This window comes from Mycobacterium sp. NGS35 (assembly GCF_059812855.1).
The window spans coordinates 11,970-28,236 of sequence record NZ_JCALDL010000001.1 but is presented as its reverse complement, the minus strand read 5'-3'; the positions used below and the strand labels follow the sequence as shown (position 1 = coordinate 28,236).

Sequence of the window (16,267 nt, the reverse complement as noted above, 5' to 3'; positions counted from 1 at the left end):
AAGCAGCGAGGTGACACGCCGATGAGCACACCGGCCCAACTGATCGTGAGATGCCTGGAGAACGAAGGTGTTTCGGTAGTTTTCGGCATCCCCGGCGAAGAGAACATCCGGTTGGTGCAGGCGCTGGCCGACTCCTCGATCCGATACGTGCTCACCCGCCATGAGCAGGGCGCGGCGTTCATGGCCGAGATGTACGGCCGGGTGACCGGCCGGGCCGCGGTGGTGTCGACCACGCTGGGCCCAGGAGCGATCAACGCGCAGCTCGGCGTGGCCGACGCCAGCACCAACAGCACGCCGCTGGTCGTACTCTCCGCGCAGGTGGGCCACGACCGCGAGTACAAGGAATCCCACCAATACGTCGACTTGGTGGCGATGTTTCGTCCCATCACCCGCTGGGCCGATGCCGTGCCCACGCCGCGCGCCATCCCGGAAATGGTGCGCAAGGCGTTCAAGCTGGCCGAGACCGAGCGTCCCGCGGCGGTATATCTGGCCGTGCCGGAACACATCGACGCGGACGACACCGACTACGACCTGTCCCCGCTGCCCCGCAACGTGGTGCGCCCCGACGCGCCGTCGCCGACCCAGGTCCAGCGCGCAGCGGCGGTGCTGCGCGACGCCAAGCGCCCGATAGTGCTCGCCGGGCACGGCGCCGCACGCGGGCAAGCCACTGCGGCGCTGATCCGGTTGGCCGACGAGCTCGGGGTGCCGGTCGCGACCACCTTCCACGGCAAGGGCGTCATGCCCGACGACCATCCCCACAGCATGGGCGCGATCGGGTTCATGGGCCACGACCACGCCAACTTCGGGTTCGACGCCGCCGACGCGGTCATCGCCGTGGGATATGAGCTCCAGGAACTGGATCCGGCGCGAATCAACCCCACCGCCGACAAGGCGATCATCCATGTGCACCGCTTCCCCGCCGAGGTCGACGCGCACTATTCGGTGGACGTCGGAATCATCGGCGACATCGGCGCCTCGTTGAACGCGCTCACCGACGAAATGGGCGGGCATCGCTATGATCGCGCCGACGCTCCGGTGGCCGGCCTGCTGGCCGACGAATTCGCCCGCGGCCAAGCGGATTCGCGGTTTCCGCTGGCGCCGCAACGCGTCGTCGCCGACACCCGGGCGGCGTTGGGCCGCGACGACGTGGTCCTCGTCGACACCGGCGCGGTCAAGATGTGGATGGCCCGGCTGTATCCCACCTACGCCAGCAACACCTGCCTGATCTCGAATGGATTGTCGGCCATGGGTTTTGCTCTGCCGGGCGCACTCGGGGTGAAGCTGGCCCGCCCGGACGCCAAGGTACTGGCGGTCGTTGGTGACGGCGCCTTCTTGATGAATTCCCAAGAAATCGAGACGGCCGTGCGCGAGCGCATTCCACTGGTGGTCCTCATCTGGGAGGACAGCGGGTACGGGCTCATCGAATGGAAGATGGACCTCGAGCTCGGCGACCACTACAACGTCAAGTTCACCAACCCGGACGTGATCGCATACGCAAAAGCGTTCGGCGCCAAGGGCTATCGGATCGGCAGCGCGGACGAGCTGCTGCCGACGCTCAAAGGTGCCCTCGACGACGACGGGGTGTCGATCATCGCTTGCCCGGTCGACTACGCGGAGAATCTACGGCTCACCGACCGGCTCGGCCAACTCGAGGAAACCCTGTAGCCCGCTGCCGATCAGGCGGTGCCGGTCGGCTACTGATCCGGCGGCGGTGCAGGCTCGCCGGCCGGCGCCGGCGCGGTCTCCAACGGCGCGGGTCCGAAGAGCAGATCGGCGGGAACTCCGTTGTGGAATTCGTGCCAAATCTCCCTGAGATAACTGAGCTGACCGTTCGGCTGCATCCCGTCCGGGTTCACGACGGGCGGCGTCGCGGCGACCGCATTCGGACACGACAGCACAGGCTGCGGTGTCATGGCGAGGCCCAGCGGATCACAAGGCGAGGCGGCCGCCAGTCCCGGACCGAACGATCCGACGGCGGCGAAGATCGCCGCGAGGACGCCGGCGATGACCAATGCTGCAGTCCGAAACGAACTCGTCATAAGTGTGTCGTGCTTTCTTGCTGCCGGGGACCGACGGATCTGGTCGACCCTACTGCGTCGGCCGCTGCGCCGCCGCTGACGGCCGGGATTAGCGTGGCATCGGCATGCGTTGCTTGCGCAAGATGCCCGCCACAACAGGACCGCGCAACATGACCGTCGCAACATAACCGTCGAAGAGGGTGCAGATGAAGTTCGGGATTTCCACATTCGTCAACGACGACAGCATCGACCCGGTATCGCTTGCCCGCGCCGTCGAGGAGCGCGGGTTCGCCTCGCTGGTGGTCGCCGAGCACACTCACATTCCGGCCAGCCGCGAGTCGGCCTACCCAGGCGGGGGCGAGTTGCCGTCTGTCTACTACCGGACACTCGACCCTTTCGTCACGCTCGCCGCGGCGGCAGCTGTGACCTCCACCATCGAATTGTTCACGGGCATTGCGCTGCTGATCCAACGCGATCCCATCATCACCGCCAAGGAGGCCGCGAGCATCGACTTGATCTCCGGCGGCCGGTTCGTGTTCGGCGTCGGCGCCGGGTGGAACCTCGAAGAGATGCGGCATCACGGCACGGACCCGAAGACACGCGGAGCGTTGCTCGACGAACGCATCGAGGCGATCAAGGCGCTGTGGACCACTGAGCCCGCCGAATACCACGGCAAATTCGTCGATTTCGACGCTTCTTTCAGTCGTCCGAAGCCGGTGCAGAAGCCGCACCCGCCGATCTTCATCGGAGGCGACTCCGACGCCACCGTCAAGCGGGTGGTCCGCCATGACGCGGGCTGGATATCGAACCCGCTGCCGGTCGACCGGCTCGCCAAGCGCATCGATCAGATGCGCGAGCTCGGTGGCCGCGACGTACCTCTGGCGATGTTCGGCACGCCCGTCGACCCCGGGTATTGGGCCTCCGCCGACGAATTGGGATTCGGCCAGCTGGGCCTGCTGTTGCCCACCCGACCGCACGACGAATCGCTGCGCTTGCTCGACGAATTCGCGGCACAGGTCGACCGTTACCGCCGCTGAGCGCCTGTGATAGACACAGCGCCATGCCCGCGCGCAACGGCGACCGGAGGCTGCTGACTCCGGGCGAGACATGCTGGCGCGTCGAGCGTGCGGAGCAGTTCGCGTGCATCGTGGACGCCGCCGAGTACTTCCGGCACGTCAAGTCGGCGATGCTGCGGGCGCGGCACCGGATCATGCTTATCGGCTGGGACTTCGACGCCCGAACGGCTTTCGAGCGCGGCGCCAAGACATTGCCCGGCCCCAACCAGCTCGGCGCGTTCCTCTATTGGATGTTGTGGAAGCGACCGACCCTCGAGGTCTATCTACTGAAATCCAACCTGCGGCTGCTTCCAGCCTTCGACGGCATCTGGTTCGGCCTCACCCCGGTGTCGCTGGTGAACCAAATCACCAGCAGGCGAATACATTTCGCTATCGATGGGGCCCGGCCCACCGGTGCCGTCCATCACCAGAAGATCGCTGTCATCGACGATGCGGTGGCTTTCTGCGGCGGCATCGACCTCACGGTCGAACGATGGGACACCCGCGCGCACGAGCACGTAAGTCGCGGCCGCCGGACGGTCGGACGTACCTATGGACCGCGACATGAGGTCGGCGCGGCGGTGGACGGTGCCGCGGCGCGGGCGCTCGGTGAGCTGGCCCGGGAACGCTGGCACGCCGCGACGGAGCAAACCTTGGCGCCAGTGGAACCCAAACACGTCGCCTGGCCCACGAAGCTCGCACCGATTCTGCGCGGCGTCGACGTCGGGATCGCGCGCACGCTGCCGGAACTTGACGGCCGTCCAGAGGTGCGGGAGGTAGAGACACTCAACCTCGAGGCCATCGCGGCAGCCCGTCACACCATCTATCTGGAGAACCAGTACCTGGCGGCCCGCCGGATCGTGGATGCGTTGGCCGCTCGTCTGAAAGAAGACGACGGTCCGGAGATCGTCATCGTCCTGCCCCGAAGAGGCAACAACCCCCTCGAGCGGGAAACGATGGACGGCGCGCGCCACCGACTCATTCAGGTGCTGTGGGACGCCGACGATCATCGCCGCCTGGGCATCTACTGGCCGGTGACAGACGGCGGCGCGCCGATCTACGTGCATTCCAAGGTGATGGTGGTCGACGATCGGCTGCTGCGCATCGGGTCCTCCAACTTCAACAACCGGTCCATGGGCTTCGACAGTGAATGCGATGTGGCGATCGAGGCCCACCCGCAAGCAGCCGAGCATGCCGCGGTGCGCCGCCAGATCACCTGGGTGCGTGACGAGCTGATATCCGAACACCTCGCGACGACCGTCGACGAATTTGCCTGCGCTACACGGCAATTCGGGTCGTTGCTCAAGGCGATCGAGGCGCTTCGCGGAGAGGGTCGCACGTTGCGGGCGTTCACCAAGCGCACCGTGGCCGGGGAAGCGAGCCCGCTGGCCGAAAACGAGCTGATGGACCCCGACCACGTACCGCGCTCGCTGACCAGAAGCGTGCAACGGTTCATCGCCGGGCTGCGGAGCGGCTGACTGGTCACGCGCGGACGGTCTGGGCGTCGAATCGCGCCTGACGGGGTATGTCGGGCCAGACCCTCACGGGCAGACCGATTCACAGCATGGAGGCGCGATGGCATTGGAAGCGGGAACACACGAACAGGACCCCGAGGCGTTTTCGGCGTCGAAGCTGGCGCGCAAGATCACCGGGCCGCTTCTGTTCCTGTTCATCCTCGGCGATGTCCTGGGCGCCGGCATCTACGCGTTGATCGGTGTGCTGGCGCAAAAGGTCAACGGCGTCGTGTGGGCGCCACTCGTCTTGGCACTCCTGCTCGCTCTGCTCACCGCCGGCTCGTATGCCGAACTCGTGACGAAATATCCGCGGGCAGGTGGCGCGGCCGTCTTCGCTGAGCGCGCGTTCAAGGTGCCCGTCGTCTCGTTTCTGGTCGGCTTCTGCATGCTGGCGGCTGGGGTGACGAGTGCAGCCGGACTTTCGCTGGCCTTCTCCGGCGAGTATCTGGCCACATTCATCCACGTGCCGGCAATACCGGCAGCAGTCGTTTTCCTGGCCGTGGTTGGCTGCGTGAACGCCAGAGGGATCAGCGAGTCCGTCAAGTCGAACGCCCTGATGACCGTCGTCGAATTCAGCGGTCTGCTTCTGGTGGTCGCGGTCGGGGCCGTCATGCTCGGTGCAGGCGACGGCGACGTCAATCGGGTGGTGCAGTTGCCGCACGGGGTCAACCCGGCGTTGGCGATTCTCGGGGCCGCGATCGTGGCCTACTACTCGTTCGTCGGCTTCGAGACGTCAGCCAACGTCGTCGAAGAAATCCGCGATCCCAGCCGGGTGTATCCCCGCGCCTTGTTCGCGGCGCTCGTCACCGCCGGGGTGGTCTACGTACTCGTGGGGCTCGCAAGCGTCATAGCGTTGCCGCCCGGTGAGCTCGCCGGATCGTCGGGCCCGTTGCTGGCTGTGGTCGAAAAATCTGGAGTGGCGATCCCGAGCTGGCTCTTCAGCTTCATCGCATTGATCGCGGTCGCCAACGGAGCGCTGTTGACGATGATCATGTCCAGCCGGCTGACCTACGGCATGGCCGAGCAAGGCCTGGTGCCCAGCATCCTCGGCAAGGTGCTGCCGAAGCGGCGCACACCCTGGGCCGCGATCGTGACGACGACCGTGGCGGCCATGCTGTTGAGCTTGGTCGGCAACCTGGCGACCCTCGCCGAAACGGTGGTGCTGTTTCTGCTCTTCGTCTTCATCTCGACGAACCTCGCGGTGCTGGTGCTGCGGCGCGACACCGTCGAGCACGACCACTTCCGCGTGTGGACGGTGGTGCCGATTCTGGGTATCGCATCGTGTGTGCTTCTGCTCACCCAGCAGAGCGCCAAGGTGTGGGGGTTCGCCGCCGTGCTGCTTGCGGCAGGTGCGTTGCTCCATGTCGTCGCCGGAAAGGTGAGCGGTGGAGTCCGGCGAACCGCCGGCTGATGGCGGTACCGCTGGTATCGGCAACCTCAGTCGTGGGTAGTCTGCGCCTGAGGGCAGTCACGCATGTGCGCCCGGAGGGAGACGTTCACAATGAACGGCAACATCAGCGCGACAGAGACGCCGCCACGCCCACCTCACGAGGATCTTCGCCTCGGACAGACGCCGCTGCCCCCGGAGCAGGACCCCTTCTATCAGCCGCCGAGCGGCTACCAGCACGTCGAACCGGGGACGCTGCTGCGCTCGCGCGATGTCGAGCTCGGGTTCCTCGGTGTGATCCCGCAGGGGTTCACCGCCACGCAGCTGCTCTACCGCAGCACCAACCTGCACGGCGAACCGGAAGTGGCGGTCACCACCGTGCTGGTCCCTGAGCAGCGCGACCCGGACGCGGGATGCCCGGTGCTGTCGTATCAGTGTGCGATCGACGCCGTGGCGTCGCGCTGCTTCCCGTCGTACGCGCTGCGCCACCGTGCGCGGCCCGTCGGCGCATTCGTCCAGTCGGAATTTCTGCTGATCGCTGCCGCTCTGGCCGAAGGGTGGGCGGTGTCGGTGCCCGACCATGAGGGGTGCCACGGCATGTGGGGGGCGCCGCGCGAACCGGGATACCGGATCCTCGACGGCCTGCGCGCTGCGCTGGACTGCGAGCGTCTCGGCCTGTCGTCGACGTCGCCGATCGGTCTGTGGGGCTATTCCGGTGGCGGTCTGGCGTCCGCGTGGGCCGCTGAACTCCTCGCCGACTACGCCCCCGAACTCAACGTCGTCGGCGCGGTGTTGGGATCGCCGGTGGCTGACCCCGGCAGCGTGGCACGCCGGCTCAACCAGTCCTTCTTCGCCGGGCTCGCGGCGCTGATGATCTCGGCGCTCACCGACGTCTTCCCGGGCGCTCGGCGAGTGGTCGACGAGCACGCCACCGCTGAGGGCAAACAATTGCTCGACGAACTGCGCACGATGACCACGGGTGGTGCCGTGTGGCGGCTGCGCCACACCGACATCGGTTCGTATGTCGACATGACCGCCGACGAGCTCTGGGATCTGCCCGAGGTTCGCCATATCTTCGAAGAAACCCGGCTGGGGAAGTCGGTGCCGAAGCCGCCCGTGCTCGTAGTGCAGGCCGTGCACGACCGCATCATCAGCGTCGACGACGTCGACCGCCTGGTCGACACCTATGTGCGGGACGGGGCAGCGGTCGTGTACCACCGCGACCGGTTCTGTGGACATCTGCTGCTGCACCCGATGTCGACGCCGATGGCGCTGCGCTGGCTGCGCGACCGGTTCACCGGACGACCGCTGAGTGAGCACCGCACCCGCACGGTGTGGCCGACGCTGCTCAATCCGTCGACCTACATCGGCATGGCGAAACTCGGTGTCATCACCGCGAAGGTGATCCTGGGTCGGCGCGTGGAACGGCGACCGGTCTCCGAGAGCTGAGCCGCGGTTATTTGCCGTTGCGCTCGCGGTGCTTGCAACCCGGCCAGCAGCACGGCCGGCGTTTGCCTTCCTCCAACTCTTCTTGAGTCCGGCGGATGCGCCGCTGTCGGGTCTTCTCCTGCTTGGCGTCTTCGACCCAGCAGATGAACTCGTTGCGGGCCAGGGGAGTGATGTCCTTCCAGGCGGCGAGGGCTGTGGCGTTGGCCGTCAAAGCGTCGCGCAGGTCGGCGGGCAGCTTGTGCACCACGCCACCAGGTACTTGTTGGCTGCTCACGACGACAGGCTAACCGGCGACCGGCCGGCGCTGCGGCACTGGCACAATCACCGCATGGTCGAGCGTTGGACCAAAGAGCGCCGTCTGGAGCACACTCGTTCGCTGCTGCTCGACTCCGCCGAAGACGTGTTTGCCGAGAAAGGTTTCGCACCAGCGACTCTCGACGACATCGCCTACGCTGCCGGGTACACCAAGGGCGCCATCTACAAGCACTTCGCCACCAAGGAAGACCTCTTCCTGGCGGTGAGCGACCGGTATTGGCGACGCTACTTCGACAATTTCGCCGAGGTCATATCGGCGGCGAAGCAGCTCGGGGCGCGTGAGCTCGACGACATCGCTGCCAGGTGGCGTCAGCTGAGCCATGACCGGGGAGCCGAACACGCGGCGTTAGGACACGAGTTCACTCTCTATCTGCTGCGCAATCCCGAGGCGCGGGAAAGGGTGGCGGCCAAGCGGTCAGAGGTCGTCGAGGCGCTGACCAAGTACATCGTCGAGGGCATCGAGCGGCTGGGCGGAACGCTGCTGATTCCGGCGTCGACGTTCGCTCAGGTGCTGATCGCCACCAGCGACTCCGTCGTCTTGGGCAGCGAGCTCGACGACATCGACCTCTATCGTCCCGCCGTACAGATGTACGTGTCGGTGATCAAACTTCCGTGAGCGCAGCGGTGACGATCGCCTACGACAGCGAACTGCGGGACCGCATTGCATCGCATCTGGCCCGTCATGAGCGCCGAACCGTGACAGACCCCACCAAGCGGCGGGCGGCGGTGGCGGTGGTGCTCGTCGAATCCGACGTGGGCGAGGACCGGGTGGATCCCGCGCCGGTGGACGACTGGATCGCCGGGCGGCCGATGGAACCGAGCTTGGACGGCCGCATGGTCGGCGTGTCAGGTGGCGCTGCTTTCCTGTTGTGCCGCAGGACATCTCGGCTCTCGTCTCATGCCGCCCAGTGGGCGCTGCCCGGTGGTCGCCTCGATCCGGGCGAAACGGTGGTCGACGCGGCGTTGCGAGAACTGGACGAAGAGGTAGGGGTGACGTTGCCGCCCTCGGCTGTGCTCGGACTGCTCGACGATTACCCGACCCGATCCGGTTACGTCATCACACCGGTGATCATCTGGGGCGGCGGGCGCCTCGACCTCCACCCGGCGCCCGACGAGGTGGTTGCGGTCTACCGTGTCGGACTGCACCAACTTCAGCGCGCCGATTCGCCACGGTTCATCACGATTCCGGAGAGCCCGCGCCCGGTCGTGCAGATTCCGTTGGGAAACGACCTCATTCACGCGCCGACGGGTGCGGTGTTGCTGCAACTTCGGTGGTTGTGTCTGGAAGGCCGGCACGACCGCGTCGACCAGCTCGAGCAGCCCGTGTTCGCCTGGAAGTAGCGGATCGTCCGCGACTTGCTCATAAGGTGGACCGATGGCTGCGGGGGAACAACGCGCGGGCATCGACCTGACGAACCTGGATCAACCGCTGAGTCCCGATGCGGGGGCGACCAAACGCGACCTCGTCGACTATCTGGATGCGGTAGCCGACCGGATGTTGCCTGTGCTGGCCGACCGGCCGCTGACCGTGCTGAGGGTGCTGCGCGGTCGCGCGCCGTTCATGCAGAAGAACGTGCCCAGGTACACCCCCGAGTGGCTGCGCACAGTGTCGATGTGGGCCGAGGCGTCTCATCGGGAGGTCCGCTACCCGGTCTGCGACGACAAGCGAACACTGTTGTGGCTGGCCAACCAGCGCGCGGTCGAATACCACCCGACACTCGGGCTGGCCGACAACATCTACCGCCCGACGCATCTGGTGCTCGACATCGATCCACCGGCTGGCGCAGACTTCGCCGCCGCAGTCGCGGCCGCCCACCTGGTGCAGCAGGCGCTCACTGACTGCGGCCTCGCCGGCGCGGTGAAGACCAGTGGTGCCAAGGGGATTCACATCTTCGTGCCGGTGGACGACAGCGCTGCCGTCGACGACGTCGCGGCGGCCACCCGCGCCCTCGCCGCCCGCGCCGAAGCGCTCGATCCATCGAGTGCGACAACGGCTTTCATCGTTGAGGACCGTGCAGGCAAAGTGTTCATCGACTCCACCCGTGCCGGTGGTGCGACGGTCGTCGCCGCCTACAGTCCACGCCTGCGGCCCGGCATCCCGGTGTCGTTCCCGGTCGCCTGGTCGCAGCTGAGCCAGATCATGCCTACCGACTTCACGCTTCATACCGCCGTGAACGCCCTTTCCGGTCACGACCCGTGGGCTGAGGCGATGCCCACCCCGCAGCGCCTGCCACCCGATCTCATCGAGCAGGGACGCACCATTCCGGTGGCCCGGGTGGCCGCCATGCATGAAGGCAAACGGCGCGCCCGGGCACGGCGGTCCGCGGGCAGTTGATCAGGCGGGGATCCGCTTGGGGTGCCGAGTCAGAAACAGCAGCGCCGTGGCCGCGACGGCCGCACTGATGACCATGGCGACCGCCATCGGAATCGCGGTGTGGGCGCCGCCGATTCCGACTAGAGGCGCCACCACCGCCGCGGAGCCGAATTGCAAGGCGCCCAACACAGCTGAGCCGGAACCCGCTGCGTGGCGTACCTCGTCGAGCGCGAGCGACGTCGCGTTGGCCACCACCAGTCCCAAGCTCGCTACCGTGCACCACAGCAGAGCCAGGGTGGCCCACAGCACCGGCCCGACGACCGCGTCGATCAGCAGCAGGGCCGAGAACAGCGCGAGTAATCCGACACCGATGTGCAGCAACCGGCGCTGGCCGAACCGGCTGACGATCCGCGCGTTGACCGCATTCATGACCACCAGGCCCACCGCGTTGGAGGCGAAGGCGAATGAGTAGCCGACCACGGGCAGGCCGAGCACGTTCTGTAACACGAACGGCGACGCTGAGATGTAGGCGAACATCACCGTGAAACCGAACGCGAATGTCATTGTGTAGCCGACGTATCGGCGGTTGCTCAGCACGGAGCGGGCGTCGCGCAACATAGCGAGCGGGCCGCCGGTGCTCCGACGCTCCGGCGGATGCGTCTCGGTGAGCACCACGCTCACGCCGGCGAACATCAGGACGGCCAGGCCGGTGAGGATCCAAAACACACCGCGCCAGCCGATCAGGTTCATCAGCGATCCACCGATCAGCGGTGCGACCACCGGTGCGGCCCCGTTGATGATCATCATCAGGCTGAACACCCGCGCTGCTGCGGCACCGCGCGCCCGATCCGCCACGACCGCCCGGCTGAGCACCACGCCGGCCGCACCGCTGAAGCCCTGCAAGAAGCGGAAGGCGGTCAGGAATGCGATATTGGGCGCAAGCGCACACGCCGCGCTCGTGAGCACGCAGACTGCGGTGCCGGCCAGCATGAGCGGGCGTCGGCCGAAGCGGTCCGACAGCGGGCCGATGAAAAGCTGCCCGAGCGCCAGACCGACCATAAAGGTGGTCAGGGTCAACTGGATCGCCGACGCGGTGGTTCCGAACTGCTTGGCCATCACAGGAAAGGCCGGCAGATACATGTCGATGGACAACGGTGCGACGGCAGTCAGTAAAGCAAGCACGCCAAGCCAACTCAGCGGCACGGCGGACGACCGCTTGTCTTCCTTTTCTGTTCTGTCGACGGCAACGGAGCTCATAGGGATCCTGACAACGTAGATTTACATATAAAGTTATATGTATTGTAGGCGATGTGCCGAGTGTTCGAAAAGCGGTCCCCGTTCAGGCTGCTCGCGAAGTGGCGACGGCGGTGCGGACGGTCGTCTGGTCGCTGCGCCGTTTCGGCGAACGACAGGTCGGGCTCGAGCCGTTGCCTCATTCGGAGTTCGAGGTCATCCGTACGGTGGCGGACCATCCAGACATCACCGTTTCGGACGTTGCACGCATGCTCGGCTTGGCGCAGAGCAACGTGAGCACCACGGTGCGACGGCTCGTCGAGCGCGGCTTGGTCGACCGCACCGCCGACGAGCACGACCGCCGTGCGGCCCGATTGCGGCTCACCGCAAAAGCGGTGCGGCACAAGCGGATGATCGAAGACGCGTGGGTCGCCGGTATCCGCGCACAGCTGGCCGAGATGACCGACGAGGAAGCCTCGTTACTGGTCGATGCGGCGCCGTTGTTCAAGCGGCTCGCGTCGATGTCGCAGCCCTGACGCGTCTTGTGGCTCAGCCTTCTTCGGCATCCCCGATGCCCTCTGGCGGGGGAGTGGAGTAGGCGGGGGACGCCGGTGGCGGCTGTTGGGAGCTTTCCTGGGTTTGGTCGACGGACGTGGCTTGGGGAGGTTGATCGCCCTGGCTGGGCTGTTCCGCGGTGGTCATGTGTCCTCCGTTCAATGGTCTCCGCGTCGCCTACCCGGATCGTCGGCGCGGAAAACGCTTGCCGTCGGCGCGCGACCGCAGCGGCGCCAGCAAGGCTTGGAGTCCATATTCGAAAACGGCGTCATAGTCGGTCGGCGACCTGAGTGCCTCGGCCAGCGACTGGTCGGGCCAGTCGGAGGGCCACAGCGACGGATCCTCTTCCTCGTGGGCGGGACGGCGGATCGTCGAGAACTGCATCAGCGCCGACGAAATTACGTGCACCTGAACCGCTCGCAACACCAGAGCGGCATCGGCGCCGTGGACGCCGAGTTCGGCCAGCTGGGCCGCCAGCGTCTTCTGAATAGGCAGGAACAGCAGTGGCGTGCGATCACGCTCGTGTGCGATCGCGAGCAGATGCTGCCGTTTGATCAAAGCCGTCCGCTGCGAGCGGGCAAGGGACGCAATCCTTTCCACCGGTGTATCGCCATCGACGGCGAGGTCCGCCATGTCGCTCAGCAGCCGGTCGACCAGCCTGTCGAACAATGTGTCGCGGCCTCCGACATGCCAGTAGATGGAGGTGACCGCAACGCCGAGTTGTTCGGCGAGCGCGCGCATCGTGAACGCCTCGACCCCTTCCCGCTCGATCAGTGCCGCCGCGGCATCGAGGATCATCTCTGCGCTGATGACCTCCTGCGGGCGTGAGGTTCTGGCGCTATGACGAGGCCTGCGCTGCGGAACCGCCAGGTGTCTCACCCCCTGTGATGCGTTGTGCCTCGGGCAGGTCGAGATAGCGCTCGAGGTTGCGATGCATGTTGATCACGCGGCGTTCCTCGTTGGACAGCACCAGGTGCGTGAAGCCCGGCTGATGCAGGCCGCGCTGCAAACCGGCCAGCACTGCGATGTCCTGGGTCATCACCAGGCCAGGATGTGCCTCCCGCGCCGTCATGTGGACGTCGGCCGGTTTGGTTCTCGGCGCGCCGGGCGCCATCCGCGTCCACAACAACATCACCAGCTCGCCGCGATCGGGATCGGGTCCCGGATGGGAGGTCATCACGGTCAGGTGGTCGGCGTTGGTTAGAAGCGTCATGTTGGGAAAGACGTTGTACTGGTGCAGCCGCATCAATTGGTCTGTGGTGGCCCACGCCAAGTCGACACCTCTGTCAGCCGCGAAAGCCCTTGTGCGTTCGGCAATCACGTCGGCCACCGACTCGCCGGCGCGCTGAGCATCGGCCGGAAACGGAGTATCTTCGGCCACGCCCATCAGCGCACCTTGGGTGCGCACGTACGCGTCCCAGACGTCGCTGTCGCACAGTGGCTCATTGAGTGCCGGGCTCGGAACGCCGTAGAGCTGTTCGGATTTGCCGGTGTGTCCCCAAATCACTTGGGGCGCATAGACGTCGTCCATGCACCGGTGTAACTCGGGGTGCAGTGTCTGGACGTGATACGTCTCGCTGTAGCCGTCGGCAATGGTCTTCCAGTTCGCGTCGACCTCGATGGTCATCGTGGCGTAGCAGCGGAAGTCGCCGAGCCCGCACCAGGCGATGTCTTCGGGCATTGCCTCGAGGTAGTCCAGCAACGGCACCGCGTCCGGGTCCAGGTTGACGAAAACGAGCCGCTCCCACGTATCGACGTTGACAGCGACGAGCGGGAAGTCGGACATCCGCAGGGCGCCGAAGCCCTTGCGGCGGGGAACGCGCCGAAGTGCGCCGGAGAGATCCCACGTCCAGCCGTGGTACCCGCAACGCAGTTCACGCAACTGCGAGCCCGAGCCGGTGCATAGGGTGTTTCCTCGGTGCCGGCACACGTTCTGGAACGCACGCAGTATGCCGTCGTCGTCGCGGACGATCAGTACCGAGTATGTGCCGCAACGGTATTCGAAGTAATCGCCCGGTTCGGCGACGTGGTCGAGGGTGCAGGCAACCTGCCAGACCTTCGGCCACATGTGCTCTGCCTCGAGCTGTGCGAATGCCGGCGAGAAGTAGCGTTCCGCGGGCACCAGCGTGGGGCGTTTCGGCGGTGTGCCGATCGCGTCCTCTCGGCGGCCCGTCACTGTTCACCCCTTCCTGTGGCGATTTCGGTGCGCAAACGTGCGCTGCGCGCCGTTTTGCGCACCGAAATCGCTGAGTCGGCGCTCTGTAACGGTGTTACAGTGAGCCACTGTAGCGGCTGGCGCGGCATTTGTAGGGAGCAATCGTGTTCGACCTCAAGATCACCGGTGGCACCGTGGTGGATGGCACGGGTGCGGCGCGGTTCAGCGCCGACGTGGCCGTCAAGGACGGCAAGATCGTCGAGGTTCGCCGCCGCGGACCGGCCGACCCGCCGCTAGAAGGCGAAGCCGCGCAGACCATCGACGCGACCGGAAAGATCGTCGCGCCGGGCTTCGTCGACATCCACACCCATTACGACGGCCAGGTCAGCTGGGACGACCTCCTCGAGCCGTCCAGCTCGCACGGGGTCACCACCGTTGTCGCCGGTAACTGCGGTGTCGGCTTCGCGCCGGTTCGCCCCGGCACCGAGGAATGGCTCATCGAACTCATGGAAGGCGTCGAGGACATCCCGGGATCCGCTCTGTCCGAAGGGATTACGTGGGGCTGGGAAAGCTACGCGGAGTACCTCGACGTGATCGGCAGCCGCAGGCTCGCCATCGACATCGGAAGCCAGATTGCACACGGCACGGTTCGCGCCTACGCGATGGGGGAGCGTGGCGCCCGCAACGAGCCGGCCACTCCGGAGGACATCGCGACGATGAGCCGGCTGGTGCAAGAGGCGGTTGAAGCCGGAGCGCTGGGGTTCTCGTCGTCGCGCACGCTCGCTCACCGCGCGATGGACGGCGAACCGGTGCCCGGCACGTTCGCGGCCGAGGACGAGCTGTTTGCTCTCGGCCGCGCGATGGCGGCAGGCGGCGGAGCGGTGTTCGAGCTCGCGCCGCAGGGCGCGGCCGGTGAGGACATCATCGCGCCGAAGAAGGAACTCGAATGGATGCAGCGGCTCGGCGCTGAGATCGACTGCGCGTTGAGCTTCGCGCTGATCCAAGTGGACGCCGACCCCAATCTGTGGCGCGAGCAGCTCGACATCTCGGCCGCGGCACACGAGAAAGGCAGCCGCTTGCACCCCCAGATCGCGGCGCGCCCCTTCGGGATGCTGCTGGGCTTTCCCGGTCACCACGCCTTCACCCACCGCCCGACGTATCGTCGGCTGAAGGCCCAATGCAGCCGTGAGGAACTCGCCGCCCGGCTCGCCGAGCCGGCCGTGCGCGCGGCCATTCTCGCGGAAGACGATCTGCCGGCCGATCCAAACGTGTTGTTCGACGGCATGTTCGCGTTCGCGCAGCACTCGGTGGACAGGCTGTACGCGATCGGCGAGCCACCCGATTACGAGCCGACACCAGACCGTACCGTCGCCGCGATCGCTCGGGAGCGCGGCGAGGATCCGTTGGCGACGATGTACGACTTGATGTTGGAGAACAATGCCGGCGCGATGCTGCTGCTGCCGCTCTACAACTATGCGGAGGGCAACCACGACGCGATCCGCGAGATGCTGACCCATCCCGCTGGTGTCTGCGGACTGTCCGACGGCGGCGCTCACTGCAGCATGATCTGTGACGCCTCCTATCCGACGTTTCTGCTCACGCATTGGGCGCGCGACCGTCGGCGTGGCGACAAGCTGCCGCTGGAGTACGTGATCCGCAAGCAATCTCATGACACAGCGCAGTTGTTCGGTCTCACCGACCGCGGAGTGATCGCGACCGGAAAGAAGGCCGACCTCAATGTGATCGACATGAACGCGCTGAACCTTCACGTGCCGCGGATGGCCTACGACCTGCCTGCCGGCGGCCACCGGCTCGTGCAGAGTGCTTCCGGTTACACCGCCACGATTGTCAGCGGTGTGGTGACGCGGCGCGACGGAGTCGACACTGGCGCGCGGCCCGGTCGGCTGGTGCGCGGCGCGCGCTGAAGGCCGGCGCGCCTAGCTCGCGCCTAGCCAGAGTGCAGCTTCGCCAGAAATTCGTGACAGCGCTTGGCCCGCTCGGAGTCTTGCGCCATGACTTCTTCGAAGAAGGACGCCACGTCGTCCAGCCCCGCGTTCTTTGCGTCCCGCACATACTGGCCGTAGTCGTGGCCTGCCTTCAGCGAATGGTATTGAACGGAAATCAGATCGAAGCTGACGTCGTCGAAACCGGTTTCTCCCGTAGCCACGATTCCTCCTCAACGATTAGTAGTCACCTGTCGTCAGCGGCTACCCGGCAACGCTGGCCATAAACGACCGAACGGCATCGCGTCGTTTCGGCGCCGACGCCCGCG

General features: G+C 66.2%; 17 protein-coding genes. 10 read left to right on the top strand and 7 right to left on the bottom strand.

What is annotated here, in order from left to right:
- The first annotated feature begins 21 nt into the window (after positions 1 to 21).
- A complete protein-coding gene (locus tag AC5Y4C_RS00165; RefSeq protein WP_499962334.1) occupies positions 22 to 1,665 on the top strand; it encodes an acetolactate synthase large subunit in 1,644 nt (547 codons plus the stop codon).
- A gap of 29 nt (positions 1,666 to 1,694) precedes the next feature.
- On the opposite strand, the gene AC5Y4C_RS00160 is transcribed toward AC5Y4C_RS00165, so the two are convergent.
- Positions 1,695 to 2,039, bottom strand: coding sequence for a hypothetical protein (locus AC5Y4C_RS00160; protein WP_499907874.1), 345 nt, complete (start codon positions 2,037 to 2,039; stop codon positions 1,695 to 1,697).
- Between the two features lie 185 nt (positions 2,040 to 2,224).
- On the opposite strand from AC5Y4C_RS00160, the gene AC5Y4C_RS00155 reads away from it, so the two are divergent.
- From AC5Y4C_RS00155 to AC5Y4C_RS00140, 4 genes are all read left to right on the top strand, one after another.
- Complete coding sequence (locus AC5Y4C_RS00155; protein WP_499907875.1) at positions 2,225 to 3,055, top strand: LLM class F420-dependent oxidoreductase; 831 nt, start codon at positions 2,225 to 2,227, stop codon at positions 3,053 to 3,055.
- 23 nt (positions 3,056 to 3,078) lie between these two features.
- Positions 3,079 to 4,551, top strand: a complete 1,473-nt coding sequence (locus AC5Y4C_RS00150; protein WP_499962336.1) for a phospholipase D-like domain-containing protein — start codon at positions 3,079 to 3,081, stop codon at positions 4,549 to 4,551.
- 97 nt (positions 4,552 to 4,648) lie between these two features.
- Positions 4,649 to 5,998, top strand: coding sequence for an APC family permease (locus AC5Y4C_RS00145; protein ID WP_499962338.1), 1,350 nt, complete (start codon positions 4,649 to 4,651; stop codon positions 5,996 to 5,998).
- Positions 5,999 to 6,088: 90 nt separating this feature from the next.
- Positions 6,089 to 7,423: a lipase family protein gene (locus tag AC5Y4C_RS00140; protein ID WP_499907878.1), complete on the top strand. Its 1,335-nt coding sequence runs from the start codon at positions 6,089 to 6,091 to the stop codon at positions 7,421 to 7,423.
- A gap of 7 nt (positions 7,424 to 7,430) precedes the next feature.
- Here AC5Y4C_RS00140 and AC5Y4C_RS00135 read toward each other — a convergent pair whose 3' ends face one another.
- Positions 7,431 to 7,697 carry a YdeI/OmpD-associated family protein gene (locus tag AC5Y4C_RS00135; protein ID WP_499907879.1) on the bottom strand — a complete coding sequence of 89 codons (267 nt, stop codon included), beginning with the start codon at positions 7,695 to 7,697 and terminating at the stop codon, positions 7,431 to 7,433.
- A 54-nt stretch (positions 7,698 to 7,751) separates the two neighbouring features.
- Here AC5Y4C_RS00135 and AC5Y4C_RS00130 point away from each other — a divergent pair, with 54 nt between their 5' ends.
- Genes AC5Y4C_RS00130 through AC5Y4C_RS00120 form a run of 3 tightly spaced genes read left to right on the top strand, consistent with a single transcriptional unit; the run spans position 7,752 to position 10,073 of the window.
- Positions 7,752 to 8,354: a TetR/AcrR family transcriptional regulator gene (locus tag AC5Y4C_RS00130; protein ID WP_499948113.1), complete on the top strand. Its 603-nt coding sequence runs from the start codon at positions 7,752 to 7,754 to the stop codon at positions 8,352 to 8,354.
- 8 nt (positions 8,355 to 8,362) lie between these two features.
- Positions 8,363 to 9,079, top strand: a complete 717-nt coding sequence (locus tag AC5Y4C_RS00125) for an NUDIX hydrolase (protein WP_499962378.1) — start codon at positions 8,363 to 8,365, stop codon at positions 9,077 to 9,079.
- Between the two features lie 34 nt (positions 9,080 to 9,113).
- On the top strand, positions 9,114 to 10,073 hold the full coding sequence (locus AC5Y4C_RS00120; RefSeq protein WP_499962341.1) for a DNA polymerase domain-containing protein: 960 nt from the start codon (positions 9,114 to 9,116) through the stop codon (positions 10,071 to 10,073).
- Here AC5Y4C_RS00120 and AC5Y4C_RS00115 read toward each other — a convergent pair whose 3' ends face one another.
- Positions 10,074 to 11,309, bottom strand: a complete 1,236-nt coding sequence (locus AC5Y4C_RS00115) for a multidrug effflux MFS transporter (protein ID WP_499962343.1) — start codon at positions 11,307 to 11,309, stop codon at positions 10,074 to 10,076.
- A gap of 53 nt (positions 11,310 to 11,362) precedes the next feature.
- On the opposite strand from AC5Y4C_RS00115, the gene AC5Y4C_RS00110 reads away from it, so the two are divergent.
- Positions 11,363 to 11,821: a MarR family winged helix-turn-helix transcriptional regulator gene (locus tag AC5Y4C_RS00110; protein WP_499948119.1), complete on the top strand. Its 459-nt coding sequence runs from the start codon at positions 11,363 to 11,365 to the stop codon at positions 11,819 to 11,821.
- A gap of 13 nt (positions 11,822 to 11,834) precedes the next feature.
- Here AC5Y4C_RS00110 and AC5Y4C_RS00105 read toward each other — a convergent pair whose 3' ends face one another.
- From AC5Y4C_RS00105 to AC5Y4C_RS00095, 3 genes are read right to left on the bottom strand one after another with little or no spacing between them, the layout of a single operon-like run.
- Positions 11,835 to 11,987 carry a hypothetical protein gene (locus AC5Y4C_RS00105; RefSeq protein ID WP_499907884.1) on the bottom strand — a complete coding sequence of 51 codons (153 nt, stop codon included), beginning with the start codon at positions 11,985 to 11,987 and terminating at the stop codon, positions 11,835 to 11,837.
- 30 nt (positions 11,988 to 12,017) lie between these two features.
- Positions 12,018 to 12,638, bottom strand: coding sequence for a TetR/AcrR family transcriptional regulator (locus AC5Y4C_RS00100; protein ID WP_499948121.1), 621 nt, complete (start codon positions 12,636 to 12,638; stop codon positions 12,018 to 12,020).
- A gap of 40 nt (positions 12,639 to 12,678) precedes the next feature.
- Positions 12,679 to 14,016, bottom strand: a complete 1,338-nt coding sequence (locus AC5Y4C_RS00095) for an aromatic ring-hydroxylating oxygenase subunit alpha (RefSeq protein ID WP_499962345.1) — start codon at positions 14,014 to 14,016, stop codon at positions 12,679 to 12,681.
- 143 nt (positions 14,017 to 14,159) lie between these two features.
- Between AC5Y4C_RS00095 and AC5Y4C_RS00090 the strand changes: the two genes are divergently transcribed.
- Positions 14,160 to 15,920, top strand: coding sequence for an N-acyl-D-amino-acid deacylase family protein (locus tag AC5Y4C_RS00090; protein WP_499962347.1), 1,761 nt, complete (start codon positions 14,160 to 14,162; stop codon positions 15,918 to 15,920).
- Positions 15,921 to 15,943: 23 nt separating this feature from the next.
- Here the strand turns inward: AC5Y4C_RS00090 and AC5Y4C_RS00085 are convergent, their stop codons facing one another.
- Complete coding sequence (locus AC5Y4C_RS00085) at positions 15,944 to 16,162, bottom strand: acyl carrier protein (protein ID WP_499907888.1); 219 nt, start codon at positions 16,160 to 16,162, stop codon at positions 15,944 to 15,946.
- Positions 16,163 to 16,267: the final 105 nt, after the last annotated feature.

Excerpts from the sequence above, each read along its gene's own strand:
- AC5Y4C_RS00130 (WP_499948113.1), top strand. The coding sequence starts at position 7,752 with ATGGTCGAGCGTTGGACCAAAGAGCGCCGTCTGGAGCACACTCGTTCG.
- AC5Y4C_RS00140 (WP_499907878.1), top strand. The coding sequence starts at position 6,089 with ATGAACGGCAACATCAGCGCGACAGAGACGCCGCCACGCCCACCTCAC.
- AC5Y4C_RS00155 (WP_499907875.1), top strand. The coding sequence starts at position 2,225 with ATGAAGTTCGGGATTTCCACATTCGTCAACGACGACAGCATCGACCCG.
- AC5Y4C_RS00120 (WP_499962341.1), top strand. The coding sequence starts at position 9,114 with ATGGCTGCGGGGGAACAACGCGCGGGCATCGACCTGACGAACCTGGAT.
- AC5Y4C_RS00145 (WP_499962338.1), top strand. The coding sequence starts at position 4,649 with ATGGCATTGGAAGCGGGAACACACGAACAGGACCCCGAGGCGTTTTCG.
- AC5Y4C_RS00150 (WP_499962336.1), top strand. The coding sequence starts at position 3,079 with ATGCCCGCGCGCAACGGCGACCGGAGGCTGCTGACTCCGGGCGAGACA.
- AC5Y4C_RS00165 (WP_499962334.1), top strand. The coding sequence starts at position 22 with ATGAGCACACCGGCCCAACTGATCGTGAGATGCCTGGAGAACGAAGGT.
- AC5Y4C_RS00115 (WP_499962343.1), bottom strand. The coding sequence starts at position 11,309 with ATGAGCTCCGTTGCCGTCGACAGAACAGAAAAGGAAGACAAGCGGTCG.
- AC5Y4C_RS00160 (WP_499907874.1), bottom strand. The coding sequence starts at position 2,039 with ATGACGAGTTCGTTTCGGACTGCAGCATTGGTCATCGCCGGCGTCCTC.
- AC5Y4C_RS00105 (WP_499907884.1), bottom strand. The coding sequence starts at position 11,987 with ATGACCACCGCGGAACAGCCCAGCCAGGGCGATCAACCTCCCCAAGCC.
- AC5Y4C_RS00100 (WP_499948121.1), bottom strand. The coding sequence starts at position 12,638 with ATGATCCTCGATGCCGCGGCGGCACTGATCGAGCGGGAAGGGGTCGAG.